This window comes from Azospirillum melinis (assembly GCF_013340935.1).
Classification (GTDB): domain Bacteria; phylum Pseudomonadota; class Alphaproteobacteria; order Azospirillales; family Azospirillaceae; genus Azospirillum; species Azospirillum melinis.
In genome coordinates, this window is the sequence record NZ_WHOS01000002.1 from 107,629 (window position 1) to 130,336 (window position 22,708).

18 protein-coding genes are annotated in these 22,708 nt (G+C 69.2%); 14 read left to right on the top strand and 4 right to left on the bottom strand.

Annotated features, from left to right (window positions below):
* Positions 1 to 85: 85 nt before the first annotated feature.
* Positions 86 to 1,252, bottom strand: a complete 1,167-nt coding sequence (locus GBZ48_RS02185; RefSeq protein WP_246306936.1) for an MFS transporter — start codon at positions 1,250 to 1,252, stop codon at positions 86 to 88.
* A gap of 183 nt (positions 1,253 to 1,435) precedes the next feature.
* On the opposite strand from GBZ48_RS02185, the gene GBZ48_RS02190 reads away from it, so the two are divergent.
* The 11 genes from GBZ48_RS02190 (at position 1,436) to GBZ48_RS02240 (ending at position 13,802) form a co-directional block, all read left to right on the top strand.
* Entirely contained in the window at positions 1,436 to 2,374 is a 939-nt protein-coding gene (locus GBZ48_RS02190; protein ID WP_174469506.1) for a LysR family transcriptional regulator, read from the top strand.
* 34 nt (positions 2,375 to 2,408) lie between these two features.
* On the top strand, positions 2,409 to 3,968 hold the full coding sequence (ilvA, locus tag GBZ48_RS02195) for a threonine ammonia-lyase, biosynthetic (protein ID WP_174469507.1): 1,560 nt from the start codon (positions 2,409 to 2,411) through the stop codon (positions 3,966 to 3,968).
* A 98-nt stretch (positions 3,969 to 4,066) separates the two neighbouring features.
* Positions 4,067 to 4,843, top strand: coding sequence for a FadR/GntR family transcriptional regulator (locus tag GBZ48_RS02200; protein ID WP_174469508.1), 777 nt, complete (start codon positions 4,067 to 4,069; stop codon positions 4,841 to 4,843).
* Between the two features lie 276 nt (positions 4,844 to 5,119).
* The gene (locus tag GBZ48_RS02205) at positions 5,120 to 6,334 is read left to right on the top strand and encodes a four-carbon acid sugar kinase family protein (protein WP_246306937.1); all 1,215 of its coding nucleotides are present in this window, start codon (positions 5,120 to 5,122) and stop codon (positions 6,332 to 6,334) included.
* Entirely contained in the window at positions 6,331 to 7,365 is a 1,035-nt protein-coding gene (gene pdxA, locus GBZ48_RS02210; protein ID WP_174469509.1) for a 4-hydroxythreonine-4-phosphate dehydrogenase PdxA, read from the top strand. Before GBZ48_RS02205 ends, pdxA begins: the two co-directional genes overlap by 4 nt.
* A 12-nt stretch (positions 7,366 to 7,377) precedes the next feature.
* Complete coding sequence (locus tag GBZ48_RS02215) at positions 7,378 to 8,514, top strand: iron-containing alcohol dehydrogenase (RefSeq protein ID WP_174469510.1); 1,137 nt, start codon at positions 7,378 to 7,380, stop codon at positions 8,512 to 8,514.
* Between the two features lie 46 nt (positions 8,515 to 8,560).
* Positions 8,561 to 9,460, top strand: coding sequence for a dihydrodipicolinate synthase family protein (locus GBZ48_RS02220; RefSeq protein WP_174469511.1), 900 nt, complete (start codon positions 8,561 to 8,563; stop codon positions 9,458 to 9,460).
* Between the two features lie 100 nt (positions 9,461 to 9,560).
* Complete coding sequence (locus GBZ48_RS02225; protein ID WP_174469512.1) at positions 9,561 to 10,976, top strand: sodium:solute symporter family protein; 1,416 nt, start codon at positions 9,561 to 9,563, stop codon at positions 10,974 to 10,976.
* Positions 10,977 to 11,041: 65 nt separating this feature from the next.
* A complete protein-coding gene (locus tag GBZ48_RS02230) occupies positions 11,042 to 12,256 on the top strand; it encodes a sialidase family protein (protein WP_174469513.1) in 1,215 nt (404 codons plus the stop codon).
* A gap of 74 nt (positions 12,257 to 12,330) precedes the next feature.
* The gene (locus tag GBZ48_RS02235) at positions 12,331 to 13,095 is read left to right on the top strand and encodes a 2-keto-4-pentenoate hydratase (RefSeq protein WP_174469514.1); all 765 of its coding nucleotides are present in this window, start codon (positions 12,331 to 12,333) and stop codon (positions 13,093 to 13,095) included.
* A 14-nt stretch (positions 13,096 to 13,109) separates the two neighbouring features.
* Entirely contained in the window at positions 13,110 to 13,802 is a 693-nt protein-coding gene (locus tag GBZ48_RS02240) for an SDR family NAD(P)-dependent oxidoreductase (protein ID WP_209798254.1), read from the top strand.
* Positions 13,803 to 13,822: 20 nt separating this feature from the next.
* On the opposite strand, the gene GBZ48_RS02245 is transcribed toward GBZ48_RS02240, so the two are convergent.
* Positions 13,823 to 14,302, bottom strand: a complete 480-nt coding sequence (locus tag GBZ48_RS02245) for a cupin domain-containing protein (RefSeq protein WP_174469516.1) — start codon at positions 14,300 to 14,302, stop codon at positions 13,823 to 13,825.
* Positions 14,303 to 14,497: 195 nt separating this feature from the next.
* Between GBZ48_RS02245 and GBZ48_RS02250 the strand changes: the two genes are divergently transcribed.
* The gene (locus tag GBZ48_RS02250) at positions 14,498 to 15,286 is read left to right on the top strand and encodes an SDR family NAD(P)-dependent oxidoreductase (RefSeq protein WP_174469517.1); all 789 of its coding nucleotides are present in this window, start codon (positions 14,498 to 14,500) and stop codon (positions 15,284 to 15,286) included.
* Positions 15,287 to 15,426: 140 nt separating this feature from the next.
* Positions 15,427 to 16,899, top strand: a complete 1,473-nt coding sequence (locus GBZ48_RS02255) for an L-lactate permease (protein WP_174469518.1) — start codon at positions 15,427 to 15,429, stop codon at positions 16,897 to 16,899.
* A gap of 4 nt (positions 16,900 to 16,903) precedes the next feature.
* Here GBZ48_RS02255 and GBZ48_RS02260 read toward each other — a convergent pair whose 3' ends face one another.
* Positions 16,904 to 17,764, bottom strand: a complete 861-nt coding sequence (locus GBZ48_RS02260; RefSeq protein ID WP_174469519.1) for a DMT family transporter — start codon at positions 17,762 to 17,764, stop codon at positions 16,904 to 16,906.
* A 136-nt stretch (positions 17,765 to 17,900) separates the two neighbouring features.
* Between GBZ48_RS02260 and GBZ48_RS02265 the strand changes: the two genes are divergently transcribed.
* Positions 17,901 to 19,313 (top strand): aminotransferase-like domain-containing protein, encoded by a 1,413-nt coding sequence (locus tag GBZ48_RS02265; protein ID WP_209798253.1) that lies wholly within the window; start codon positions 17,901 to 17,903, stop codon positions 19,311 to 19,313.
* A 5-nt stretch (positions 19,314 to 19,318) separates the two neighbouring features.
* On the opposite strand, the gene GBZ48_RS36655 is transcribed toward GBZ48_RS02265, so the two are convergent.
* A complete protein-coding gene (locus GBZ48_RS36655) occupies positions 19,319 to 22,606 on the bottom strand; it encodes a PAS domain S-box protein (RefSeq protein ID WP_209798252.1) in 3,288 nt (1,095 codons plus the stop codon).
* Between the last annotated feature and the right edge of the window lie 102 nt (positions 22,607 to 22,708).

Here is a 22,708-nt window from a genome sequence, read left to right on the forward strand (position 1 = left end):
CGAAATCGCAACGAAAAGCCCCCCGGAGCCATGCGTTTCGGCATGGCTCCGGGGGGCTTGCGGTCATCTTAGGAAAAGGGATGGTTCAGCGGTCCGACCGGGTGAGGAGCCGCAGGATCAATGCTCCAGCCGAGGCGGCGGTGGCGACGGCGACCACACCGTTCCAGCCCCAGGCGGCCAGGGCCTGGCTGCCCAGCGTGGCGCCGGCAGCCATGCCGATGAACATGCCGACCATCAGCACCGCGTTCAGGCGGCTGCGGGCGGCCGGATCGATGCCGTAGACGATGGTCTGATGGGCGATCAGCGATGCCTGGACGCCCAGGTCGAAGCCGACGGCGCTCGCAACCAGCAGCCACAGGCGGCCACCTTCGGGCAGCAGCGGCGACAGCGCCATGGCGGCGAAGGACAGCACGGCCAGACCGGCACCCAACCGGGTCATCAGCGCCGGACCGCGGCTGTCGGCGATGCGGCCGGCAATCGGCGCCACCAGCGCACCGGCCGCACCGGCCAGACCGAAGGCGCCCGCTGCGGCGGCGCCCAGATGGAACGGCGCGCCATGCAGCATCACCGCCAGGGTCGACCAGAAGGCGCTGAAGCCCAGCGACAGCAACCCCTGCGCCATCGCCGCCCGGCGCAGTCCGGGATGACGGCCCCACAGCGTGACCATCGAACCCAGCAGTTCGCCGTAGCCGAGGTCGGTCGTCGGCTTGAAGCGCGGCAGCCCGCGCCACAGCGCGGCACCCAGCAGGGCGATGCTGCCGGCGGCGACGACGAACACGGCGCGCCAGCCGAACTGTTCGGCGATGACGCCGCTGACCACCCGAGAGAGCAGGATGCCCAGCAGCAGGCCGGTCATCACCGTGCCGACCACCCGGCCGCGATGCTCCGCCGGGGCCAGGGTCGCGGCGGCGGGGACGATGTCCTGCGCCAGCGTGGCCGAAAGACCCATCACCAGGCTCGCCGCCAGCAATCCGCCGATGGAAGGCGCGAAGCCCGCCGCCAGCAGGGCCGCGACCAGCACCGACACCTTCGCCAGGATGATGCGGCGGCGGTCGAAGCGGTCGCCCAGCGGAGCCAGCAGCAGGATGCCGAAAGCATATCCCAGTTGCGTCAGCGTCGGCACCCAACCGACCGTCCGGTCCGCCGCCCCGATGTCGGTGCCGAGCACGCCCAGCATCGGCTGGCTGTAATAGAGAGTCGCCGCCGCCAGACCGGCGCCAGCGGCCATCAGGAACACCAGCGGCCGGCTCATCCCGCTGTCATGCGCAGGAGCAAGCGGCATTGGACTTGCCAGCGGCGTTGCATGCGCGGTTTGAATGGTTGTCATCGTTCGATCCCCTCAAGGGCAGACAGTGGCTTGGTTGAGGGGGAATATGACTGCGGGTCGCAGGTCACGGTAGCCGGACCGGGTGTAGATTTGCTATACGCTTCACGTATGAGCAATGACCTCTCGGCGGTCGGCAGCGACCGCATCGCCCTGCTGGAGACCTTCGTCCGCATCGTGGAGGCGGGGAATCTGTCGGCCGCGGCCGCACAGCTGGGCAGCACCCAGCCGACGGTCAGCCGCCGCCTGCAACTGCTGGAGCGGACGCTTGGCGTCCGGCTGCTGCACCGCTCGACCCACCGGATGAACCTGACGGAGGACGGCACCCTCTGTTACGAGCGGGCCAAGGATCTGCTGGCCGGCTGGCAGATGCTGGAAAGCGATGTCCGGGGCGCCGACGACCAGCCGACCGGACATTTGCGGGTGCTGGCGCCGCATGCCTTCGGACAGCAGCAGTTGATCGGGCCAGTGGCGGACTATCTGCGCCGCTATCCGCGGATGACGGTGGAATGGCTCCTGCACGACCGCATGCCGGATTTCATCGCCGAGGGCATCGACTGCGCCATCCGCGTCGGCGAGATCGCCGATCCGTCGGTGGTCGCCCTGCGGTTGGCGGAAGTGCCGCGGATCGCCGTCGCCTCCCCCACCCTGCTCGGCGGGCGGCCGGTGCCGCAGCATCCGGACGAGTTGGCGGACCTGCCCTGGCTGGCCCTGCGCACCTTCTACCGGGGCGAGGTGACGCTGACCCATGCCGGGACCGGCGAGACGGTCGGCTTCCCCATCCGCCCGCGCCTGTCCACCGACGGGCTGCAGGCAATCCGCAACGCGGCGATCCTGGGGCTGGGGGCAGCCATCGCCTCGCAATGGGCGCTGGTGGACGATCTGGCGGCAGGCCGGCTGGTGCAGCTGGCGCCGGACTGGCAGGCGCCCACCCTGCCCGTCAGCTTGGTCTATCATCCCGCCCGCCACCAGCCGGCCCGCCTGCGCCGCTTCATCGAGGTGATGCGCGTCGCCGTGCCCCTCGCCTTCCGCGCGGTGCAGGCGCCATAGCGTCAAAAGGCGGCGGCTTCGCCACGGCTTTGCTATGGTGTCCGCGACTTGTTCAGGAAGGCCGATGTTCATGCACGAGTATGTCCGCAAAATCCTCACCGCCCGCGTCTACGACGTGGCGATCGAAAGCCCGCTCGATCCGATGCCGCGGCTGTCGCAGCGCCTGAACAACATCGCCCTGCTGAAGCGCGAGGATCTGCAACCCGTCTTCTCCTTCAAGCTGCGCGGCGCCTACAACAAGATGGTCGGGCTTCCGCCGGAAGCGCGGGAGCGCGGTGTGGTCTGCGCGTCGGCCGGCAACCATGCCCAGGGCGTGGCGCTGTCGGCGCAGAAGCTGGGCATCAAGGCAGTGATCGTCATGCCGCGGACGACGCCGGCCATCAAGGTCCAGGCGGTCAAGAGCCGCGGCGGCAAGGTCGTGCTGCACGGCGACGTCTTCGACGACGCCTATCTCCACGCCCGTCAGATCGAGGCGGAGAAGGGACTGACCTTCATCCACCCCTATGACGATCCCGACGTGATCGCCGGCCAGGGCACCGTCGGCATGGAGATCCTGCGCCAGCACCCGCACCCGCTGGACGCCATCTTCGTGCAGATCGGCGGCGGCGGGCTGGCCGCCGGGATCGCCGCCTACGTCAAGTTCCTGCGCCCTGACGTGAAGGTGATCGGCGTCGAGCCCGACGACGCGGCCAGCATGGGCGCCGCCATCGCTGCCGGAAAGCGCGTGCAGCTGGATCAGGTCGGGCTGTTCGCCGACGGCGTCGCCGTCCGTCAGGTCGGCAGCGAAACCTTCCGGCTGTGCAGCGAGCTGCTGGACGAGGTCATCACCGTCAACACCGACGAGATCTGCGCCGCCGTCAAGGACATCTTCGAAGACACCCGCGCCATCACCGAACCGTCGGGTGCCGTCGGTCTGGCCGGCCTGAAGAAATATGCCGAGCGCGAAAGGCTCCAAGGCAAGGGTCTGGTGGCCATCGGCAGCGGCGCCAACATGAACTTCGACCGGCTGCGCCACATCGCCGAACGGGCGGAGATCGGCGAGCGGCGCGAGGCGTTGCTGGCCGTCACCATCCCGGAACGGCCGGGCGCCTACCGGCAATTCATCCAGGCGCTCGGCAAGCGCTCGATCACCGAGTTCAACTACCGCTATGCCGACGACCGCGAGGCGCAGATCTTCGTCGGCGTCCAGCTGACCGAGGGCGATGCGGAAAAGCGCCTGATCATCGATCTTCTGCGCGGTCTGGACTGCCCGGTTCTGGACATGAGCGACAACGAAATGGCGAAGCTCCATGTCCGCTACATGGTCGGCGGCCGGGTGCGCGGGTTGAAGGACGAGCTGCTCTACCGCTTCCAGTTCCCGGAACGGCCGGGCGCCCTGCTGAAGTTCCTGAATGGGCTGGCGCAGGAGTGGAACATCTCCCTGTTCCATTACCGCAACCATGGCGCCGACTATGGCCGCGTGCTGGCCGGCATCCAGGTGCCGGAGAAGGACCGGACACGGTTCCGGCGTTGCCTGGACGAGCTTGGCTATCCCTGTTGGGACGAGACCGGCAACCCGGCCTACCGGATGTTCCTGGCCGAACCGCAGGGCTGATTCCCGAACCGCTCCCTAAAGGCTGGCAAGTTGGCCCTTACATGTTTACAAATACCTGACAGCCGAGGGACGGCAACCAGTGGAGCGGGAGCGACAGGATGGAGTCGAGTGAACACGGCGCGATGACCGCTGCGGTGTCGGGTGGCGGAGAGGGCACGCCGCTGCTCCGCACCCGCCAGACGCCGCTGGTCACGCGGATCTACCAGCTGCTGCTGGCCCAGATCAGCGCCGGCGATTTCAAGCCCGACGAGCGCCTGCCCGGCGAGAACGACCTTGCCGCCCGCTTCCAGGTGTCGCGCCCGGTGGTACGCGAGGCGTTGAAGCGGCTGCGCAACGACGGGCTTATTTATTCCCGCCAGGGCGCCGGCAGCTTCGTCCGGGTGGCGGTGGAGGAAAGCCAGCCGGTGCTGGGCTATGCGCCGGTGGAAACGATTGCCGACATCCAGCGCTGTTACGAGTTCCGGCTGACCATCGAGCCGGACCATGCCTATCACGCCGCATTGCGCTGGAACGACGCCGCTCTGGACCGCATCGCCGCGGCTCTGAGCCTGATGGACGATGCGACCCGCGCCCACCGCCATCGCGAAGATGCCGACTACGCCTTCCACACCGCCATCGCCGAAGCGACGAACAACCATTATTACATGTCGTCGATGCAGGCGCTGAAGGATCACATCTCCGTCGGCATGAAGTTCCATGGCGTGTCGCTGATGGGCCCGAGTTCCGGCCTGACCGGCGTGTATGACGAACACCGCGGCATCTTCGACGCCATCCGCCACCGGGACGGCGAAACCGCACGCCAGCGGATGCGCACGCATCTGGAAGGGTCGCGCGACCGCGTGTTCGAAGGCCGGGCGCTGGACCTCTCGCTGTAAATCGCTGACCTGCAATTGCTTTTCCGGCAGAACCGCACCGCCCGGCCGTCGCTGGCGCGCGCGGATCGGTGCGCCCATGGCTTCTTGGCGCAACATGTAAACATGTTGCGCCCAATAACCCCACCATATCCCCATTTTTTTCCCTCGACAACATTACAACATATTGACATCTCCGCAGCGCTATGATGGAGTGGGTCATCGTCGAGGGCGGCGGGAGCGCCCGGCAGCTGACCATCGCAATGCGAGGGCCGCCGCTCACAAGGATGGGGACCACCCATGGACAGCATGGTTCCACAGGACGGATCGCCGCACGGCATCCAGGCGACCGCCGGACCATCGGCAACGCCGCATCCGTGCCTGATCGCCGACGACCTGACCGGGGCGCTCGACACCGCCGCACAGTTCGCCGCCATCGCCGGTCCGATCCCCGTCTACTGGCAGAGCCTGCCCTATCCAGCATTGCCGAATGCGCTCGCTTTCGACAGCGGCACGCGCGAGGCGACGCGGGAGGAGGCCCGCCGCCGGGTGGCCGCCATCGCCGCCGGCCTGCCGCGCAGCCCCGGCTCGCTCCATTACGCCAAGCTCGACAGCCTGCTGCGCGGCCATGCCGGAGCGGAGATCGCCGCCTGGATAGCCGCCACGGCCCCCGATCATGTCATCGTCGCCCCCGCCTTCCCCTATCAGGGCCGCATCACGCGCGGCGGCATCCAGCTCGCCCGCGGCGATGACCCCCGCAATTGGACAGCCGCGGCCAGCGACCTGCGCGGCGATCTGGAGCGGGAAGGCTTTACGGTCCAGCCCTGCTGCCCCGGCGCGGCGGTGCCGGCGGGCGTCAGCCTGTGGGATGCCGAAACCGATGCCGATCTCGACGTCATCGCCGCCGCCGGCCTCGCGCTGAACGGCCCCTTACTGAACGGTCGCGTGCTGTGGTGCGGCAGCAGCGGGCTGGCCGGTGCGCTGGCCCGGCAGATGGGCACCGCCGCCTGCGACCCCGTCGCCCTGCGACTGCCACGGCCGATCCTCGGCCTGTTCGGCACCAACCATCCGGCGATGACGGCGCAGATCGACGCCTGTCCGGAGCATGTGCTGGCGCTGCCCGACGGTGGCTCCACCTCGGCCACGGTGGTGGCGCAGCGGTTGGACCGCGACGGCATCGCGCTTGCCACCCTCGCCCTGCCCAAGGGGTTGGCGCGGAGCGACGCGGCGCAGCGGATCGAAGGGGAGTTCGCCCGGCTGGTCCGCCGGCTCGACCCGCCCGGCACGCTGCTGGTGGCCGGCGGCGAGACCCTGCGCGGCCTCTGCCTCGCCCTTGACGCCGACCGGCTGGATCTGGACGGACAGGTCTGGCCGGGGGTGCCCTGCTCCATCCTGCGCGGCGGACGCTTCGACGGGGTCCGCGTCATTTCAAAATCGGGCGCGTTCGGCGATCCGGCACTGCTGCGCCGGCTGCTTGCGCTGGCTGCGCCGCTTCATCAGGGAGAACAAGCATGACACCGCATCTGGCCATCACCATGGGCGATCCGGCCGGCGTCGGGCCGGAGATCATCGTGAAGGCCTGCGCGCGTCTGAAGGACCGGCTGGCCGACGGGTCGCTGCGCCTGCTGGTCATCGGCAGCAACCCAGCCCTCCATGCGGCGCGCGATGCGCTCGGCAGCGACCTCGACTTCCCCGAGGTGACCGACATCGACGGCGAGTGGCCGGCGCTGGCCTGCCTCCAGGCCGGGCCGGAGGGCGAGCCGATCCGTCCCGGCGTGCTGTCGGTCGACGGCGGCCGCTTCGCCTATCTGGCGGTGGAGCGCGCGGTGCGGCTGGCCGAAGCCGGCCGCATCCACGGCATCGTGACGGCGCCCCTGAACAAGGAGGCGATGAACAAGGCCGGCTATCACTTCGCCGGCCACACCGACCTGCTGGCCGAACTGACCGGCGCCCGCGGCTCGGTGATGATGCTGGCCCACGGCAACATGCGGGTCAGCCACGTCACCACCCACATCGCGCTGGAGGACGTGCCGAAGAAGCTGACGCCGGAACGGCTGCGCTACGTCATCGACCGCACTGCCGAGACTTTGGCCGGGCTCGGCCTGCCGCGCTGCCGCATCGCCATCGCCGCGCTGAACCCGCATGCCGGCGAAGGCGGGCTGTTTGGCCGCCAGGATATCGAGGTGACCGAGCCGGTGATCCGCCAATGCGTCGCCGACGGGCTGGATGTCGTCGGGCCGGTGCCCGGCGACACCATCTTCGTCAAGCTGCGCGCCGGCCAGTATGACGCGGTGGTCGCCATGTACCACGACCAGGGCCACATCCCGGTCAAGCTGCTGGGCTTCAACGTCAACCCCGAAACCGGCACCTGGGACGCGCTGAGCGGCGTCAACATCACGCTCGGCCTGCCGATCATCCGCACCTCCGTCGACCACGGCACCGCCTTCGACATCGCCGGCAAGGGCATCGCCAACGAGCTGAGCCTGATCGAGGCCATCGACTACGCCGAGAAGCTGGCCGCCGCCCGCGTGCGCGTCGCCGCCTGAGGAACCTTGAAAATGAGCACCATCGACCTGACCACGCCCATCGACCTGCTCCGCCCGCCCCACGTCGTCTTCGGCGCCGGCACCGCGGCCGAGACCGGCCGCTGGGTGCGCGAGCGCGGCCTGACCCGCATCCTGGTGGTCGCCGACGCCTTCAACGCCACCCGCGTGGAGCGGCTGGGGCTGGAGGGCGTCGTCACGATCTTCGCCGACATCAAGCCCGAGCCCGACGTTCCCAATCTTGAGGCGCTGCTCGCGGTCGCCGAACGGGTCGAGCCGCAGGCGGTGATCGGCTTCGGCGGCGGCAGCGCCATGGATCTGGCGAAGCTGGCCGCCGTGCTGCCGGGCAGCGGCCAGACGATCCGCGACGTGGTCGGGCCGGAGAAGGTCGCGGGCAAGCGCGCCACGCTGGTCCAGGTCCCGACCACCGCCGGCACCGGCAGCGAAGTCGGCACCCGCGCGCTGGTCACCGACCCGGCGACGATGAGCAAGCTGGCGGTGCAGAGCGTCCATATGCTGGCCGACGTGGCGGTGGTCGATCCCGACCTGACGCTGAGCGTGCCGGCCGCGGTGACCGCCGCCACCGGCGTCGATGCGCTGGCCCATTGCGTCGAGGCCTACACCAACCGCAAGGCCCATCCGCTGATCGACCTCTATGCCCTGGAAGGCATCCGGCTGGTCGGCCGCTTCCTGCCACGCGCCATCGCCGACGGCAGCGACCGCGAGGCGCGGGCCGGCCTGTCGCTGGCGTCCTTCTATGGCGGCATCTGCCTGGGTCCGGTCAACACCGCCGCCGGCCATGCCGTCGCCTATCCGCTGGGCACCCGCCACCACATCCCGCATGGCGCCGCCAACGCATTGATCTTCCCGCATGTGCTGGCCTTCAACGCGCCGGCCGTCCCGGCCAAGACCGCCGCCGTTCTGGAAGCGCTGGGTCTTCCGGCGGTCACCGATCCGGCCGCGGTGTTCAAGGCCGCGCATGATTGGTGCGTGGAACTAGGCTGCACAATGCGGCTGTCGGCGTTCGGCGTGCCGGAGGCCGATCTGCCGCGCATGGCCGAGGAGGCGCATGCCATCCGCCGGCTGCTCGACAACAACCCGCGCGATCTCAGCCGCGAGGACATCCTGGGCATGTACCGCGCCGCCGCCTGACGGCGCGGCGCCAAGCCCTCATCCCGTTCGTGAAAAGGCTAATCCCATGAGCAAGACCAGCGGCAAGATCGGCGGACCCTTCGTCGCGATCGTCACCCCCTTCGACGGCGACGAACGCGTCGAATTCGCAGCGCTGCGACGGCAGGTGAAGCGGCAGGCATCCGCCGGAAACGGGGTCTTCTGCGCCGGCACCAACGGCGAATTCTATGCCCTGTCCTTCGACGAGAAGCTGGCGGTGGCGGAGACCTGCGTCGAGGCCGCCGACGGCAAGGTGCCGGTGCTGGCCCATATCGGCGAGATCTCCACCAACCAGACCATCGCGCTGGGCAAGGCGGTCGAACGGCTGGGCGTCAAGGCGGTCTCCGCCATCACCCCGTCCTTCATCGCCTGCTCGCAGGCCGAGCTGGTGGAGCATTACCGCCGCGTCGCCGACGCGCTGACGGTACCGGTCTATCTCTACAACATCCCGGCCCGCACCGGGAACACGCTGGAGCCGGAGACCGCCCGCATCCTGGCCGACCACCCCAACATCATCGGCATCAAGGACAGCGCCGGCTCGCAGGAGAGCCTGGACGGCTTCCTCGCCATCGCGCGCGAGCGTGACGATTTCGACGTGCTGGTCGGCCCGGACTCGCTGGTGCTGCACGGACTGCGCAACGGTGCGGCCGGCTGCATCTCCGGCCTCGGCAACATCGCGCCGGTGACGCTCAACGGCATCCACGCCGCCTTCGTGGCCGGCGACGATGCTGCGGCCGACAGGCACCAGACCCATTTCAGCACGCTCCGCAAGGAGTTGTACGCGCTGGGCTTCCCGCCGGCGATGGTCAAGAGCGCTCTTCGCAGCGCCATGCCCGAGGTCGGCTTCAGCCGCGCCCCGGTGCTGATCGCCGACGAGGTGGACAGCCGGATCAAGGCAATCGCGGCACGCTACGCCGAAGCGGTGTGACGCTGTTCCACGCCGCATGGCGCCGCGAATAACAGAGGCGGCGCCAAATCCCCGAACAACACCGAAGGCGGATCCATCCGCCCGTTAGGGAGACCCGTCCATGAACCATTTCACCAGTGGAGAAAGTGCGCTCATCCTGGGGATCGTCGTCCTCTACATCCTCTTCACCTCCTGGCTGACGGTGCGGTTGCGCAGCCGCAACAACGGCGAGTTCATGAACGCCGCGCGGTCGATGCCGGCAGCCGTCGTCGGCGTCCTGCTGATGTCCGAGTTCATCGGCGCCAAATCCACCATCGGCACGGCGCAGGAAGCCTTCAGCTCCGGCATGGCGTCGGCCTGGTCGGTGCTGGGCGCCTCCATCGGCTTCCTGCTGTTCGGCCTGTTCTTCGCCAAGCGCATCTACGGATCGGGCGAATACACCATCTCCGCCGCCATCGCGAAATATTACGGCACCTCCACCATGCGGACGGTGTCGATCATCATGATGTATGCGCTGCTGCTGGTGAATGTCGGCAACTACGTCAGCGGTGCCGCCGCCCTGTCCACCGTCATGAACCTCAATCTGACCTGGGCGATGGTCATCATCGCGGTGGTCAGCACCTTCTACTACGTGTTCGGCGGGCTGAAGGGCATCGCCTATGTCACCATCCTGCACAGCGCGCTGAAGCTGCTGGGCATCGCCCTGCTGCTGGGCACCGCGCTGTCGCTCAGCGGCGGCATCGGCCCGATGGTGGAAAAGCTGCCGGCCCATTATTTCACCATCGACGGCACCATCGGCATGCCGACGATCTTCGCCTGGGTCATCGGCACCGTCGGCGCCATCTTCTCCACCCAGTTCGTCATCCAGGCGATCTCGTCCAACCGCAGCGCCGGCGAGGCCCAGCGCTCCGCCTTCTATGCCGCCATCTTCTGCCTGCCGCTCGGCATCATGCTGGCGCTGATCGGCGTGACCGCGCATTACCTCCATCCCGACATGAAGAGCCTGTACGCGCTGCCGGTGTTCCTCGACGCCATGCACCCGCTGATGGCCGCCATCGTCACCACCTCGCTCGTCGCCTCGGTCTTCGTCAGTGTCAGCACGGTGGCGCTCGCCATCGCCTCGCTGGCGGTGCGTGACTTCTACGTGCCGTGGAAGAAGCCGACGCCGGAGCAGGAGTTCCGCACCACCCGCATCCTGTCTCTCATCATCGGTTTCCTGCCGCTGATCTTCGTCTTCTTCGTGCCGGAAATCCTGAAGCTGTCCTTCTTCACCCGGGCGCTGCGCCTGTCGATCACGGTGGTCGCGATGATCGGCTTCTTCCTGCCGCTGTTCGCCAGCAACCTGGGCGCCACGCTGGGCCTGCTCGGCGCCACCGTCAGCACCACCGTCTGGTACGTGATGGGCAACCCCTACGGCATCGACAACATGTACATCGCCCTGCTGACGCCGATGGTCGTGATGGCGGTGGAACGCCTGGTCCGCGGCCGCAGCGCCCCGGCGATGGTCGCCGCCCCGCCGCAAGCCGACGCACGATGACGGCCATAGGCTGACCGGCGCCCCTTTTCTGAGTTTACCCCTTCCCCAGTTTGCATGTGACCGACATGACCACACCCTCGACCCTGCCCTCCACCACCGACCGCGGGCGCGTTGCGCCCGTGGACGGGGACTCCGGGCGCCGCGACGCCTATCTGCCGTCGCCCTGCGTCCAGAACCATGCCGCCAACATCGTTGTGCTCGGCAACGGCGATCTCGGCTGCGTCTGGTTCGGCGGCACCCAGGAAGGCATCCCCGACATCTCGATCTATTTCTCGCGGCTGCCCCGGGGCTCCGAGCGCTGGACCGATCCGGTCAAGCTGTCGGACGACCCGACCCGCTCGGAACAGAACCCGGTGCTGTTCCCGGCGCCGGACGGCACGCTGTGGCTGTTCTACACCGCGCAAATCTCCGGCAACCAGGACACCGCCATCGTGCGCTGCCGCAGCTCCGCCGACCATGGGCAGAGCTGGGGGCCGATCCGTACCCTGTTCGAAGGCAACGGCAGCGACGGCATCTTCATCCGCCAACCGGTGGTGGTGCTGCCGAACGGCGACTGGCTGCTGCCGACCTTCCTCTGCCACGGCACGCCGGGCGAGAAGTGGGTGGGTGACAACGACACCAGCGCCGTGCGCATCTCCTCCGACCACGGCGAAAGCTGGACCGAGCATCCGGTGCCGGACAGCGTCGGCTGCGTCCATATGAGCGTCGTGCCTTTGCGCGACGGCACGCTGGCCGCCTTCTACCGCAGCCGCTGGGCCGACCATGTCTACCGCAGCGTCTCCACCGACAATGGCCGGAGCTGGAGCGCGCCGGTTCCGACCGAGCTGCCCAACAACAATTCCTCCATCCAGGTGACGGCGCTGGCTGACGGCCGCCTCGCCATCGTCTTCAACGAGTCCAGTGCGGAGAACGCGACCGAGCGCCGTGCCTCGCTCTATGACGAAATCGAGGACGACGTCCCGGCCGGTGGCGCCGCTGCCACCGCCGTCGCCGCAAAGCCGGCCCAGGCACCCGCCCGCAAGGCCTTCTGGGGCGCACCGCGCGCGCCGCTGACGCTGGCCCTGTCGGAGGATGGCGGGCTGACCTGGCCGCTGCGCCGGAACCTGGAGATCGGCGACGGCTACTGCATGACCAACAATTCCAAGGACAGCCTGAACCGGGAATTCTCCTACCCGTCGGTCACGCAGACAGCGGAGGGCGACCTGCATGTCGCCTTCACCTATTTCCGGCAGGCCATCAAATACAGCCGCGTCTCGCCCGACTGGGTGGGCAACCGCTGATCGGCAATGGGAGCGTCGCCCGCAAAGCTCTCTGGTGCGCTCCCGCCCGCTTCCTTTTTCCGGGGACTTGTCCCATGACCATGACCACCGAGGCCGTTCTCGAGGCCGCCGGCGCGCTCCTCGCCGCGCGCCGCGACAACCGCCCGCTCGAATCGCTGCCGCCGGCGGCGATGCCCGCCGACAAGGCCGGCGCCTACGCCATCCAGACCGAGGTCGCCCGCGGCATCGGTCCGGTAACCGCCTGGAAGGTCGGTGCCTCCGCCCCTGACGCCGAGCCGTCGAGCGCGCCCATCCATGCCGACACGCTGTTCTTCGACACCGAAACGCTGCCCGCCAGCATGTTCCGCGTCATCGGCATCGAGGCGGAGATCGTCTATCGCCTGAAGAGCGACCTGCCCGCCCGCGACGAGCCCTGGACGCGGGACGAGGTGCTGGACGCCGTCGGCTCCATCCATCCGGCCTTCGAGATCTGCGACACCCGCTTCGCCGCCTATGGATCGCAAGGCCCTCTCGCCTCGCTGGCCGATCAGGCCAACCACGGCGCGCTGATCGTCGGGCCGGCCACCGCGGACTGGCGCCGCATCGATCCGGTGAACCAGCCGCTGACGCTGGACATCGACGGCGAGCGCAAGGTCGAGGTGGTCGGCGGCAACAAGGCCGGCGACCCGATCCGCCTGCTGGCCTGGCTCGCCAATATCGGCGCCCGGCCGTTCGGCGGCCTGCGTGCCGGCGACACGGTGACCACCGGGTCCTGCACCGGAACGATCTTCATCAAGCCCGGCAGCTGCGCCCTCGCCGACTTCCCCGGTCTCGGCCGCATCGCGCTGGCCGTGGCATGAGGGAGAGTGCCGGAATGAACACGGGAAATCCTCGCCGCGCCCTCGTCACCGGCGTCAGTTCAGGGATTGGCGCCGCCATCGCCGAGAGGCTGTTGCAGGATGGCTGGCTTGTCGAGGGGATGAGCCGGTCGGCCCCCGCCATCGACCACCCGCACCTGCGCTTCACCCCGGCCGACCTGATGGCGCCGGCCCCCGTGGCGAAGGCGCTGGCCGGATTGCCGCCCGTCGATGCGCTGGTCCATGCCGCCGGGGTCATGCGGGTCGGCAGGCTGGGCGAACTGGCCGGGGACGATGCGAAGGCGATGTGGCGGCTGCATGTGGAGGCCGCGACGCAGTTGGTCGAGCATGTCGTCCCGTACCTGCCGGACGGCGGTGGCCGGATCGTCCTGATCGGCAGCCGCACCGCGCAGGGGGCGGCAGGCCGCAGCCAGTATGCGGCGACCAAGGCGGCGATGGTCGGGCTTGCCCGCTCCTGGGCGCTGGAGCTGGCGCCGCGCGGCGTCACGGTGAATGTGGTGGCGCCGGGAGCGACCGACACGCCGATGCTGAAGGACCCGAGCCGCACCGGCGTGCCGCCGAAGCTTCCGCCCATCGGCCGCTTCATCAAGCCGGAGGAGGTGGCGGCGCTGACCGCCTTCCTGCTGTCCGACGCGGCGGCGGCCATCACCGGGCAGCAGATCCTCGTCTGCGGCGGAGCGTCGCTTTAGACGAACTCAGGTGAACCGCGTTATTTCTTCGGCAAGGTATGCGGGCAGCCGGCGCTGCGGTCCTTCTCCCCGTTGTAGCGGGTCAGCATGTGCGCGCCGGCCTTGCCGATGAAGGTGGCAGTGTAGACCAGCGGCTCGGCGTCGCTTTCATTGTGCTGCTGGTGAAGCGTGCCCGGCGGAATTTCCACCACCACTCCGGGCTTCAGCTCCACATCCGGCTTGCCATCGACCGACAGCCGGCCGCTTCCGCTCACCACCTCCATCATCTCGTCGATGTCGTGCTTGTGACGGTGGGCGTCCGACCCGGCCGGGACTGTCAGCTTCTCCACCATGCGCATCGTTCCCGGCAGGCCCGGCACCGGTGCAGGCGGCAGCAGGACGGTGCAGCTCACCTCCATCGGCTTTGCCGGGGGCTTCGACGGAGCCTCCGTCGCCGCCATGGCGGGGATCGCCGCGGAGAGCAGGAGAAGGCCGGCACCCGAAAACAGACGGAACATCATTGGGGAGCTTCCCGATCCTTTAGAGCGACAGAGGTTTGACAGCGACATCGACAGGTGTCGATAGGAATGGTTGCACCACCATACCAGCCCTGTCAAAGGCCTCTCTTCGGCGTGGTCGAAGCGCCAAGCCTCGCTTATGGTGGGTGCCGTTGCTCCGGACCTGACCGCCAATCCGTCACGAGGAAAGATCACGCTATGTCGAACACCGCCCCGAAAACGACCGCCCCGAAAACGGCAATCGTCACCGGCGCCACCTCCGGATTCGGCGACGCCATCGCCCGGCGGCTGGTCGCGGAGGGCTGGCGGATCGTCGCCACCGGCCGGCGCCAGGACCGGCTGGACGCCCTGGTCGAGGCGCTGGGCGGGCCGGATGTCGTCCATCCGCTGTGCTTCGACATCCGCGACGAGGCGGCGACGCGCGCTGCGCTGGCCACGCTGCCCGACGCCTTCGCCGACATCTCGGTCCTGGTCAACAATGCCGGGCTGGCGCTCGGCACCGGGGCGGCGCAGGACTGCGACCTGGAGCAGTGGCGCACCATGATCGACACCAACGTCACCGGCCTGGTGACGATCACCCGGCTGCTGCTGGCCCGGCTGATCGCCCAGCGCGGGCTGATCGTCAACTTGGCGTCGGTCGCGTCCAACTGGCCCTATCCCGGCGGCAACGTCTATGGCGGCACCAAGGCCTTCGTGCGGCAGTTTTCGCTCGGCCTGCGCAGCGACCTGTCGGCGCAGGGCGTGCGCGTGACCTCCATCGAACCGGGTCTGGCGGAAAGCGAATTCACCCTGGTGCGCACCGGCGGCAACAAGGATGCCTACGACGCGCTCTATGCCGGGGCCAACCCGCTCCAGCCGGAGGACATCGCCGAGACGGTGCGCTGGGTCGTCTCGCTGCCGCCGCACGTCAACATCAACAGCGTCGAGATCATGCCGGTGAGCCAGTCCTGGGCGCCGTTCAAGATCCACCGCGACACGCCGGCCTGACGCATCCGCGACCATCCTGCGCAATCATTCGTCGCCGTTGCAGGCGCCGAATGATTGCGCCACCGCAGATATACTAGTATCCAATGGCCCCGGCCAGGATTCGCGCCGGCACTCACCCTCCGGAACGCGTCTGGCCGATCATGACTCTTGCCTTCCATATGATGCCGCTCGTCGGCACGATCCTGCTGCTTGCCTCCCGCCGGGTCAGCCTGCTGTCCGCCGGGATCGCCGGAATGGCGCTGGCGCTCGTCACGATGGTCGCTCCAATGCTTATGGCGCAGCCGTTGGCCGGTCCTGTGCTGGGTCTGGCTGCCGTCAAGGCGGGGGAAGGGGCATGGTTGGCATGGCACGCGATGTCGATCATCGCCGCCGGCCTGCTGTTCCACCGTGCCTTCGAGGCGCGCGGCACGCGGACGGCCGCGGTCGCACAGGAGAACCGGCGGCGTGCCGTCTTCGTCGCCTGCTTCCTAATCGGTCCCTTCGCGGAATCGGTGACGGGGTTCGGCGTCGGTCTGGTGGTGGCGCTTGCCATGCTGCGCAGCCTGGGGCTGCCGCCGGTGCAGTCGGCGGCGCTTGGCCTGTTCAGTCAGGTGCTGGCCGCCTGGGGCGCGATGGGCGTCGGCAGCCGGGTCGGGGCCGAACTGATCGGCGTATCCTTCACCGAGCTTGGAACCGCCAGCGCTCTGCTGATGGCGGTCGTGCTGCCCTGCCTCCTGCCGGTGTTCTGGGGGCTGATCCAGTCGTCGGGGCTGCGCTCCAGCCTGCGGGAGCGGGCGACCGATGTCGCCCTTCTCCTCTGTCTGGCCGGGCTGATCTGGCTGACCAATCTGTTCGTCGCCCCGGAACTTGGCGGCGGGCTGGCGACCGCAGTCCTGTTGCTGGTCGTGGAAGGGCCGCGCCTGCTGCGCAGCGGCACCGGTGTCCGCCAACTGGCCGAGCGGCTCTGGCCCTATGGGCTGCTGATCGCCGGGCTGATGGCGACCCGCCTGCTGCCGCCGCTGTCGGACTGGACCGGGCAATGGCTGGTGCTCGACCCGTTCGGCGGCCTTGCCCCGCTGGCTCTGCTGCGGCATCCGGCGACCTGGCTGGTGCTGATCGCCGGCATCCTGCTGGCCCGCCTGCCGGGCGCCGAGGCCGGGAAAGTGGTGCGCGGCGCCCTTCGCGCCGCCCTGGTGCCGATGGCGGCGACGCTGGTTTTCGTCGAGTTCGCCACCTTCATGGCGGCCTCCGGCGGTGCGGCGATGTTCGGCAACGCCTGGCGCGAGGTGGCCGGACGTTTCGCCGTGCTGGCAAGCCCGGTCTTCGGTGCTGCGGCCGGCATGCTGACCGGCTCCAACACGGCATCGAACGCCCTGATGATGCACATCCAGCTGAGCCTTGCCGCCGAGAGCGGCCTGCCCTCCATCCTGATCGCGGCGGTCCAGACCGTCGCCGGCAGCATCTGCACCATGCTGACCCCCGGCCGCATCGTGCTCGCCGCCGGTCTGGTCGGGCTGGAACGGTCGGAGGGGGCGATCTACCGCCGTGCCCTGCCGATCGGGCTGGCGACCATCCTCGCCCTGCTGGCCGTCATCGTCGCGATGACCGGATTTAAGGCAGGCGGGCTGGTTTAGGCAATCAGGCGAACCGCTTCGCTCCGGCAACGCAAAGCACGACCAGCCCGGTCGCGGCGATCATCGTCCAGGCGACCGGCTCGCGCAGCAGCAGTCCCGCCAGGATCAGGCCGAAGGCGGGCTGGAGCAGTTGCAACTGCCCGACGCCGGCAATCCCGCCCAGCGCCAGCCCGCGATACCAGAAGACGAAGCCGACCAGCATGCTGAACACCGACACATAGCCGAGCCCGATCCAGGCCGGCATGGCGACGCCGGTCCAGTCGTCCGGCATGGTCGCAACCGCAGCGCCCGCCATCAGGGGAAGCGCCAGCACCAGCGCCCAGGAGATCACCTGCCAGCCGCCCAGCCGGCGCGACAGGGTCGCCCCCTCGGCATAGCCGAGCCCGCAGAGCAGGATCGCCAGGATCATCAGCAGGTCGCCGGTCAGCGACGCCCCGCCGCCCTGCCACAGGGCGAAGCCGGCGACGGTGAGGCCCCCCGCCGTCGAGAACAGCCAGAAGGCCGGCCGAGGCCGTTCCCTCCCCCGCAGCACGCCGAACAGGGCGGTGGCGAGCGGCAGCAGGCCGATGAAGACGATGGATTGGGCGGAGGTGATGTGCTGGAGCGCCAGCGCCGTCAGCAGGGGAAAGCCGGCGACCACGCCGACCGCCACGACGGCGAGCGAGGGAAGGTCGCGCCGCGCCGGCCAATTCTGCCGCAGCAGCGCCAGCAGCGCCGCCGCCAGCGCCGCCGCGATGACTGCCCGCGCCGCGGTCAGGAACAGCGGCGAGAAGCCGCCGACCGCGACGCGCGTCGCCGGCAGCGAACCGCTGAAAATGATCACGCCGAGCAGCCCGCTGCCCCATCCCGCCGTCGACGTCCGCATCCCTTTTCCTTCCGCTTCCCAGAATTCGCCGCACGATCCTAGCGCGATGGCCTCTGGCGGAAACAGGGACAGTCCCATACAATTCAGCCAAACTGTACTGCCTTACAGGGCAATACACTTCTAGCGGCGAGGCATCATGGGCAGGACCGGCACGCGCACCGGCGAGGTGATGGAGGCGATCCGCCGCAGGATGGCGAACCGCCAACTGTCCCCGGGGGAAAAGCTGCCGTCGATCCGCAGCTTCGCCGCCACCATGGGCGTGTCGCCCTCGACCGTGGTGGAGGCTTATGACCGGCTGGCGGCGGACGGCGTGATCCAGTCGCGGCCGGGATCGGGCTTCTACATGTCCGGCACCATGCCGCCGCTGGCATTGGCCGAGGCGGAACCGCAGCGCGACCGCGCCATCGATCCCTTCTGGGTGTCGCGGCAATCGCTCGATGCCGGGGCGGAGATGTTGAAGCCGGGATGCGGCTGGCTGCCGGCCGACTGGATGCCGAATGCGGCGATCCGCCGGGCGATCCGCCAGCTCGCGCGGGCGGATGACGGACTGCTGGCGGATTATGGCGGCACGCGCGGATCGCTGCCGCTGCGCCGGCTGCTGGCCCGCCAGTTCGCGGACGAAGGCATCGCCGCCGGTGCCGACCAGATCCTGCTGACCGCCTCCGGCACGCAGGCCATCGACCTGATCTGCCGCCTGCTGCTGCGGCCGGGCGACACGGTGCTGATCGACGACCCCTGCTATTTCAATTTCCAGGCGCTGCTGCGCGCCCATCGGGCGCGGATCGTCGGGGTGCCCTATACGCGCAACGGGCCGGATGCGGAGCTGTTCGCCCAGGCGCTGGCGGCGCACCGGCCGCGCCTCTACATCACCAACTCCGCCCTTCACAACCCGACCGGCGCCACCATGACGCCGCAGACCGCCCACCGCCTGCTCTGTGCCGCCGCCGCCCACGACCCGGCCGCGCAGGACCTGACCATCGTCGAGGACGACATCTTCGCCGGCTTCGAGCCCGAGCCGTCACCCCGCCTCGCCGCGCTGGACGGTCTGGCCCGCGTGATCCGGATCGGCAGCTTTTCCAAGACGCTCTCCGCCTCGATCCGTTGCGGCTATATCGCGGCTCGGCCGGACTGGGTGGAGGCACTGGTCGATCTGCAGGTGGCGACGAACTTCGGCGGTCCCAGCCCGGCCGCGGCCGAGCTCATCCTCGCCACCCTGAACGACGGCAATTACCGCAAGCATCTCGACGGGCTGCGCCGGCGTCTGGCACGGGTGCGTCGCGAGACGGCTGCCCGGCTGGAAGCCATTGGCCTGACACCATGGCTGATGCCGCGCGGCGGCTTCTACCTCTGGTGCAGCCTGCCCGATGGACGGAACGCCGCCGACGTCGCCCGCACGGCCTTGCGCGAGGATGTCGTGCTCGCCCCCGGCGACGTGTTCAGCGTTTCCCACTCCGCATCGGGATTTCTGCGCTTCAATGTCGCCCAGATGAGCGATCCACGCATCTACGGCGTTCTGGAGCGGGCCATGGCGAACACTCCCCCTCCATAAGCCCTTCACCGCTGGGGAGAGGGCTTCTTCGCCAGCGCCTCGCTCAGCGTCTGGAGCAGGGTATCGATGCGATAGGGCTTCGACAGCACCGCGATGCCCTCGGTGCGCGCCACGTCCTCGCTATAGCCGGTCGTCAGCACCACCGGCAGACCCGGGCGCAGGAACGTGGCCTCCCGGCCGAGGTCGATGCCGCTCAGCCGGCCGGGCATCACCACATCGGAGAACAGCAGGTCGATCCGCTCGTCCCCTGCCAGCAGCGGCAGCGCCTCGTCGGCCGAGACGGCGCGCAGCACAGTCCAGCCGCTTTCCTCAAGCGCCGCCGCGACGGAGGAGCCGACGACCGGATCGTCCTCCACCATCAGTACCCGCGCGCCCTGGACGAGGCTGGCCGCGGCCTGGATGGGAGCCGCCGGCGCTCTCGGAATGCCGGTGCCGGCGCGCAGCAGCAGGACGATGCGGGTCCCCTCCCCCGGCCGGCTTTCGATCCAGACGGTGCCGCCGGCCTGCCGCGCCAGCCCATAGACCTGGGCAAGGCCAAGGCCGGAGCCCTTGCCGACCTCCTTGGTGGTGAAGAAGGGATCGAAGGCTCTCGCCACCACCTCCGGCGGCATGCCGGTTCCGGTGTCGGCGACCGCCAGCAGCAAAAATTCGCCCTCCAGCCCCGCCCCATCCAGACCGGTTGCTTCGCCGGGGCCGAGCGTCCGGTTCTCCGCCTCGATGGTCAGGGTACCGCCGCCGGGCATCGCGTCGCGCGCGTTGACCGCCATGTTGATCAGCGCCAGTTCGAACTGGGTCGGATCGACCTCGATGGGATGCAGGCCGGGAGCGAAGCGGGTTTCCAGCCGGATGTCGGCGCGCAGGGCGCGCTCCAGCAGGCCGGCCATGCCGAGGACGCGGTCGCGCACGTCGATCGGCTCCGGACGCAGGCTGTCGCGGCGGGCAAAGCCCATCAGCTGCTGCACCAGCTTGGCGCCGCGGTCGACCGCCTGCATGCCGGCCTCCAGCAGTGGCGCCAGCCGCGGCTCCGCGCTGCGGCGGCCGATCATGGTCAGGCAGCTGCTGAGCGCCTGGAGCAGATTGTTGAAGTCGTGGGCCACGCCGCCGGTCAGCTGACCGACCGCCTCCATCTTCTGTGCCTGGCGCAACTGGTCCTCGGCCCGACGCAGGGCGGCAGCGGCCTCCTTGCGCGCCGTCACGTCGCGCCCCACCGCATGGATGAAGCGGTCGTCCGGCACCGCGGCCCAGGAGATCCAGCGATAGGACCCGTCCTTGTGACGGTAACGGTTCTCGAACCGCAGGGTTGTCAGGCCCGATTGCAGCCGGCCGACCTCCGCCACCGTCGCGTCGAGGTCGTCGGGATGGACGAAATCGAGGAAGACCGCCCCCTGCAGGTCCGCTTCCCGCCAGCCGAGAAGCGCGGTCCAGGCCGGGTTGACCGCGCCGATCGTCCCGTCGAACCGCGCCACCAGCATGATGTCGGTCGACAGGCGCCACATGCGGTCGCGGTCGGCCGTCCGCTCCGCCACACGCTGTTCCAGCGTCGCGTTGAGCGTGCGCAGGGCGTCCTCGGCACAGCGGCGGTCGGTGATGTCGTAACAGGCGCCGAGAACCCGCACGCCCCCTCCATCCCCGTCCTCGTCGCGCTTGAACGCCTGGGCACGCCGGGCGATCCAGCGCACAACGCCGTTGTCGGGCCGCAGGATGCGGTATTCGACATAGCCCAGACCGTCCGTCGGCACCTGCCCCGGCTGGAGCGTGTTCAGGGAGGGCCGGTCGTCCGGATGGATCAGGGCGACGAGTTCCTCCAGTCGGACCAGAGGACGCTCCGCGATGCCCCACAGGCGGCAGAATTGCGGCGATACCGCCAGCAGGCCGTCGGCGCGCAGTTCGAAGGTGCCGACTCCGCCGGCATCCTGGGCGATGTGCAGCCGCTGCTCGCTCCCGCGCAGCGCCTCCTCCGTCCGCTTCATGCCGGTGACGTCGCTGCCCTGGACGAACAGGCCCATCACTTGCCCCTGGTCGTCACGGATCGGCTGGAAGACGAAGGTTACGAAACGCTCCTCCAGCGGCGCGCCTGGGCGCCGGGCGATCCGCGCCGGCATGCATTCGCCGACGAAAGACTCGCCCGTTTGATAAACCCGGTCAGCCAGTTCGAAGAAGCCTTGCCCGACGATCTCCGGCAACGCCTCCCGCGCCGGCTTGCCGATGATGTCCCGCCGGCCGATCAGTTCGAAATAGGCGTCGTTTGCCATTTCGTAGACATGGTCCGGTCCGCGCCAGACATACACGAAGCCCGGTGCCTGCCGGAACAGGGCGCGCAGCCGCTCCCCCTCCGCCCGCAGCCGTTCGTTGGCCCGCCGCACTTCCTCTTCCGCCTGCACCCGCTCCACCGCCGACCAGGTGCGTTCCGCAACCTCCTCGATCAGATCGATCTCGTCCTCGCGCCAATGCCTGGGGCGGCGGTCATGGACGTAGAGTGCCGCGACCATCCGGCCCTGCTTCACCAGACTGGCGGTGACGACAGAGGCGAAGCCGAGCGCAGCGAAGGCCGCCAGCAGCTCCGGCGTTGCCGTGCGCGGATCGGTGGCCGCATCGTCGACGACCAGCGCCTGTCCCCTGCGCAGGGTCGCCAGCACCGGCTCGCCGAAGGCCAGAAGATCGTGGGTACCGATGTGGGGGGCGACGGTGCCATCCGTCCAGTTGCGCTCCGTGGTGAAGAAGCGCTCACTCTCGTCCATCACACCGTAGCCGACCCGGCTGGCGCCAAGGTGCCGTCCCAGCGCCTCCGCCGCCACGGTCACCACACTGAGCGGGTCGGTCAGTTCGCGGAGCCGGCGCTCCAGTTCGGCGTGGAAGGCCATGCGCCGCCGGCCCCGCACGGCAAGCGTGGTCTCCGCCACGATGCAGAGGAAGCCGCCGACGTGGCCCGCTTCGCCGGCGATCGGCGTGTAGGAAAAGGTGAAATAACAGTCCTCGCCCAGTCCGCGCCGCTCCAGCGGGACCAGCAGATCCTCGTGCAGCAGGGACTCGCCCTCATAGGCGCGGCGTACGAAATCACGGCCCTGCGGCCACGCGTCCGGCCAGACCTCGCTCATCGGCCGGCCCAGCGCCGCCGGGTGGCGGGACCCCAGAATGTCCAGATAGGCGTCGTTGTAGAGGAAGGTGACGTCGGGGCCCCAGCCGATGAACATCGCCTGCCGCGACCGCATCATCAGGCCGACCATGGCCCGAAGCTCCTGCGGCCACCCCTCCGGCGGACCGAGCGGCGTCGCCGTCCAGTCGTGGCCGCGCATGAGAGATGCCACATCCCCCGCCCCGGTCGGAAAGGCAGGCGGAGACACCGCGGCGGGTGACTGGCTCACCGGCATCGTCCAAAACCGGCGGGGAACGGAAGA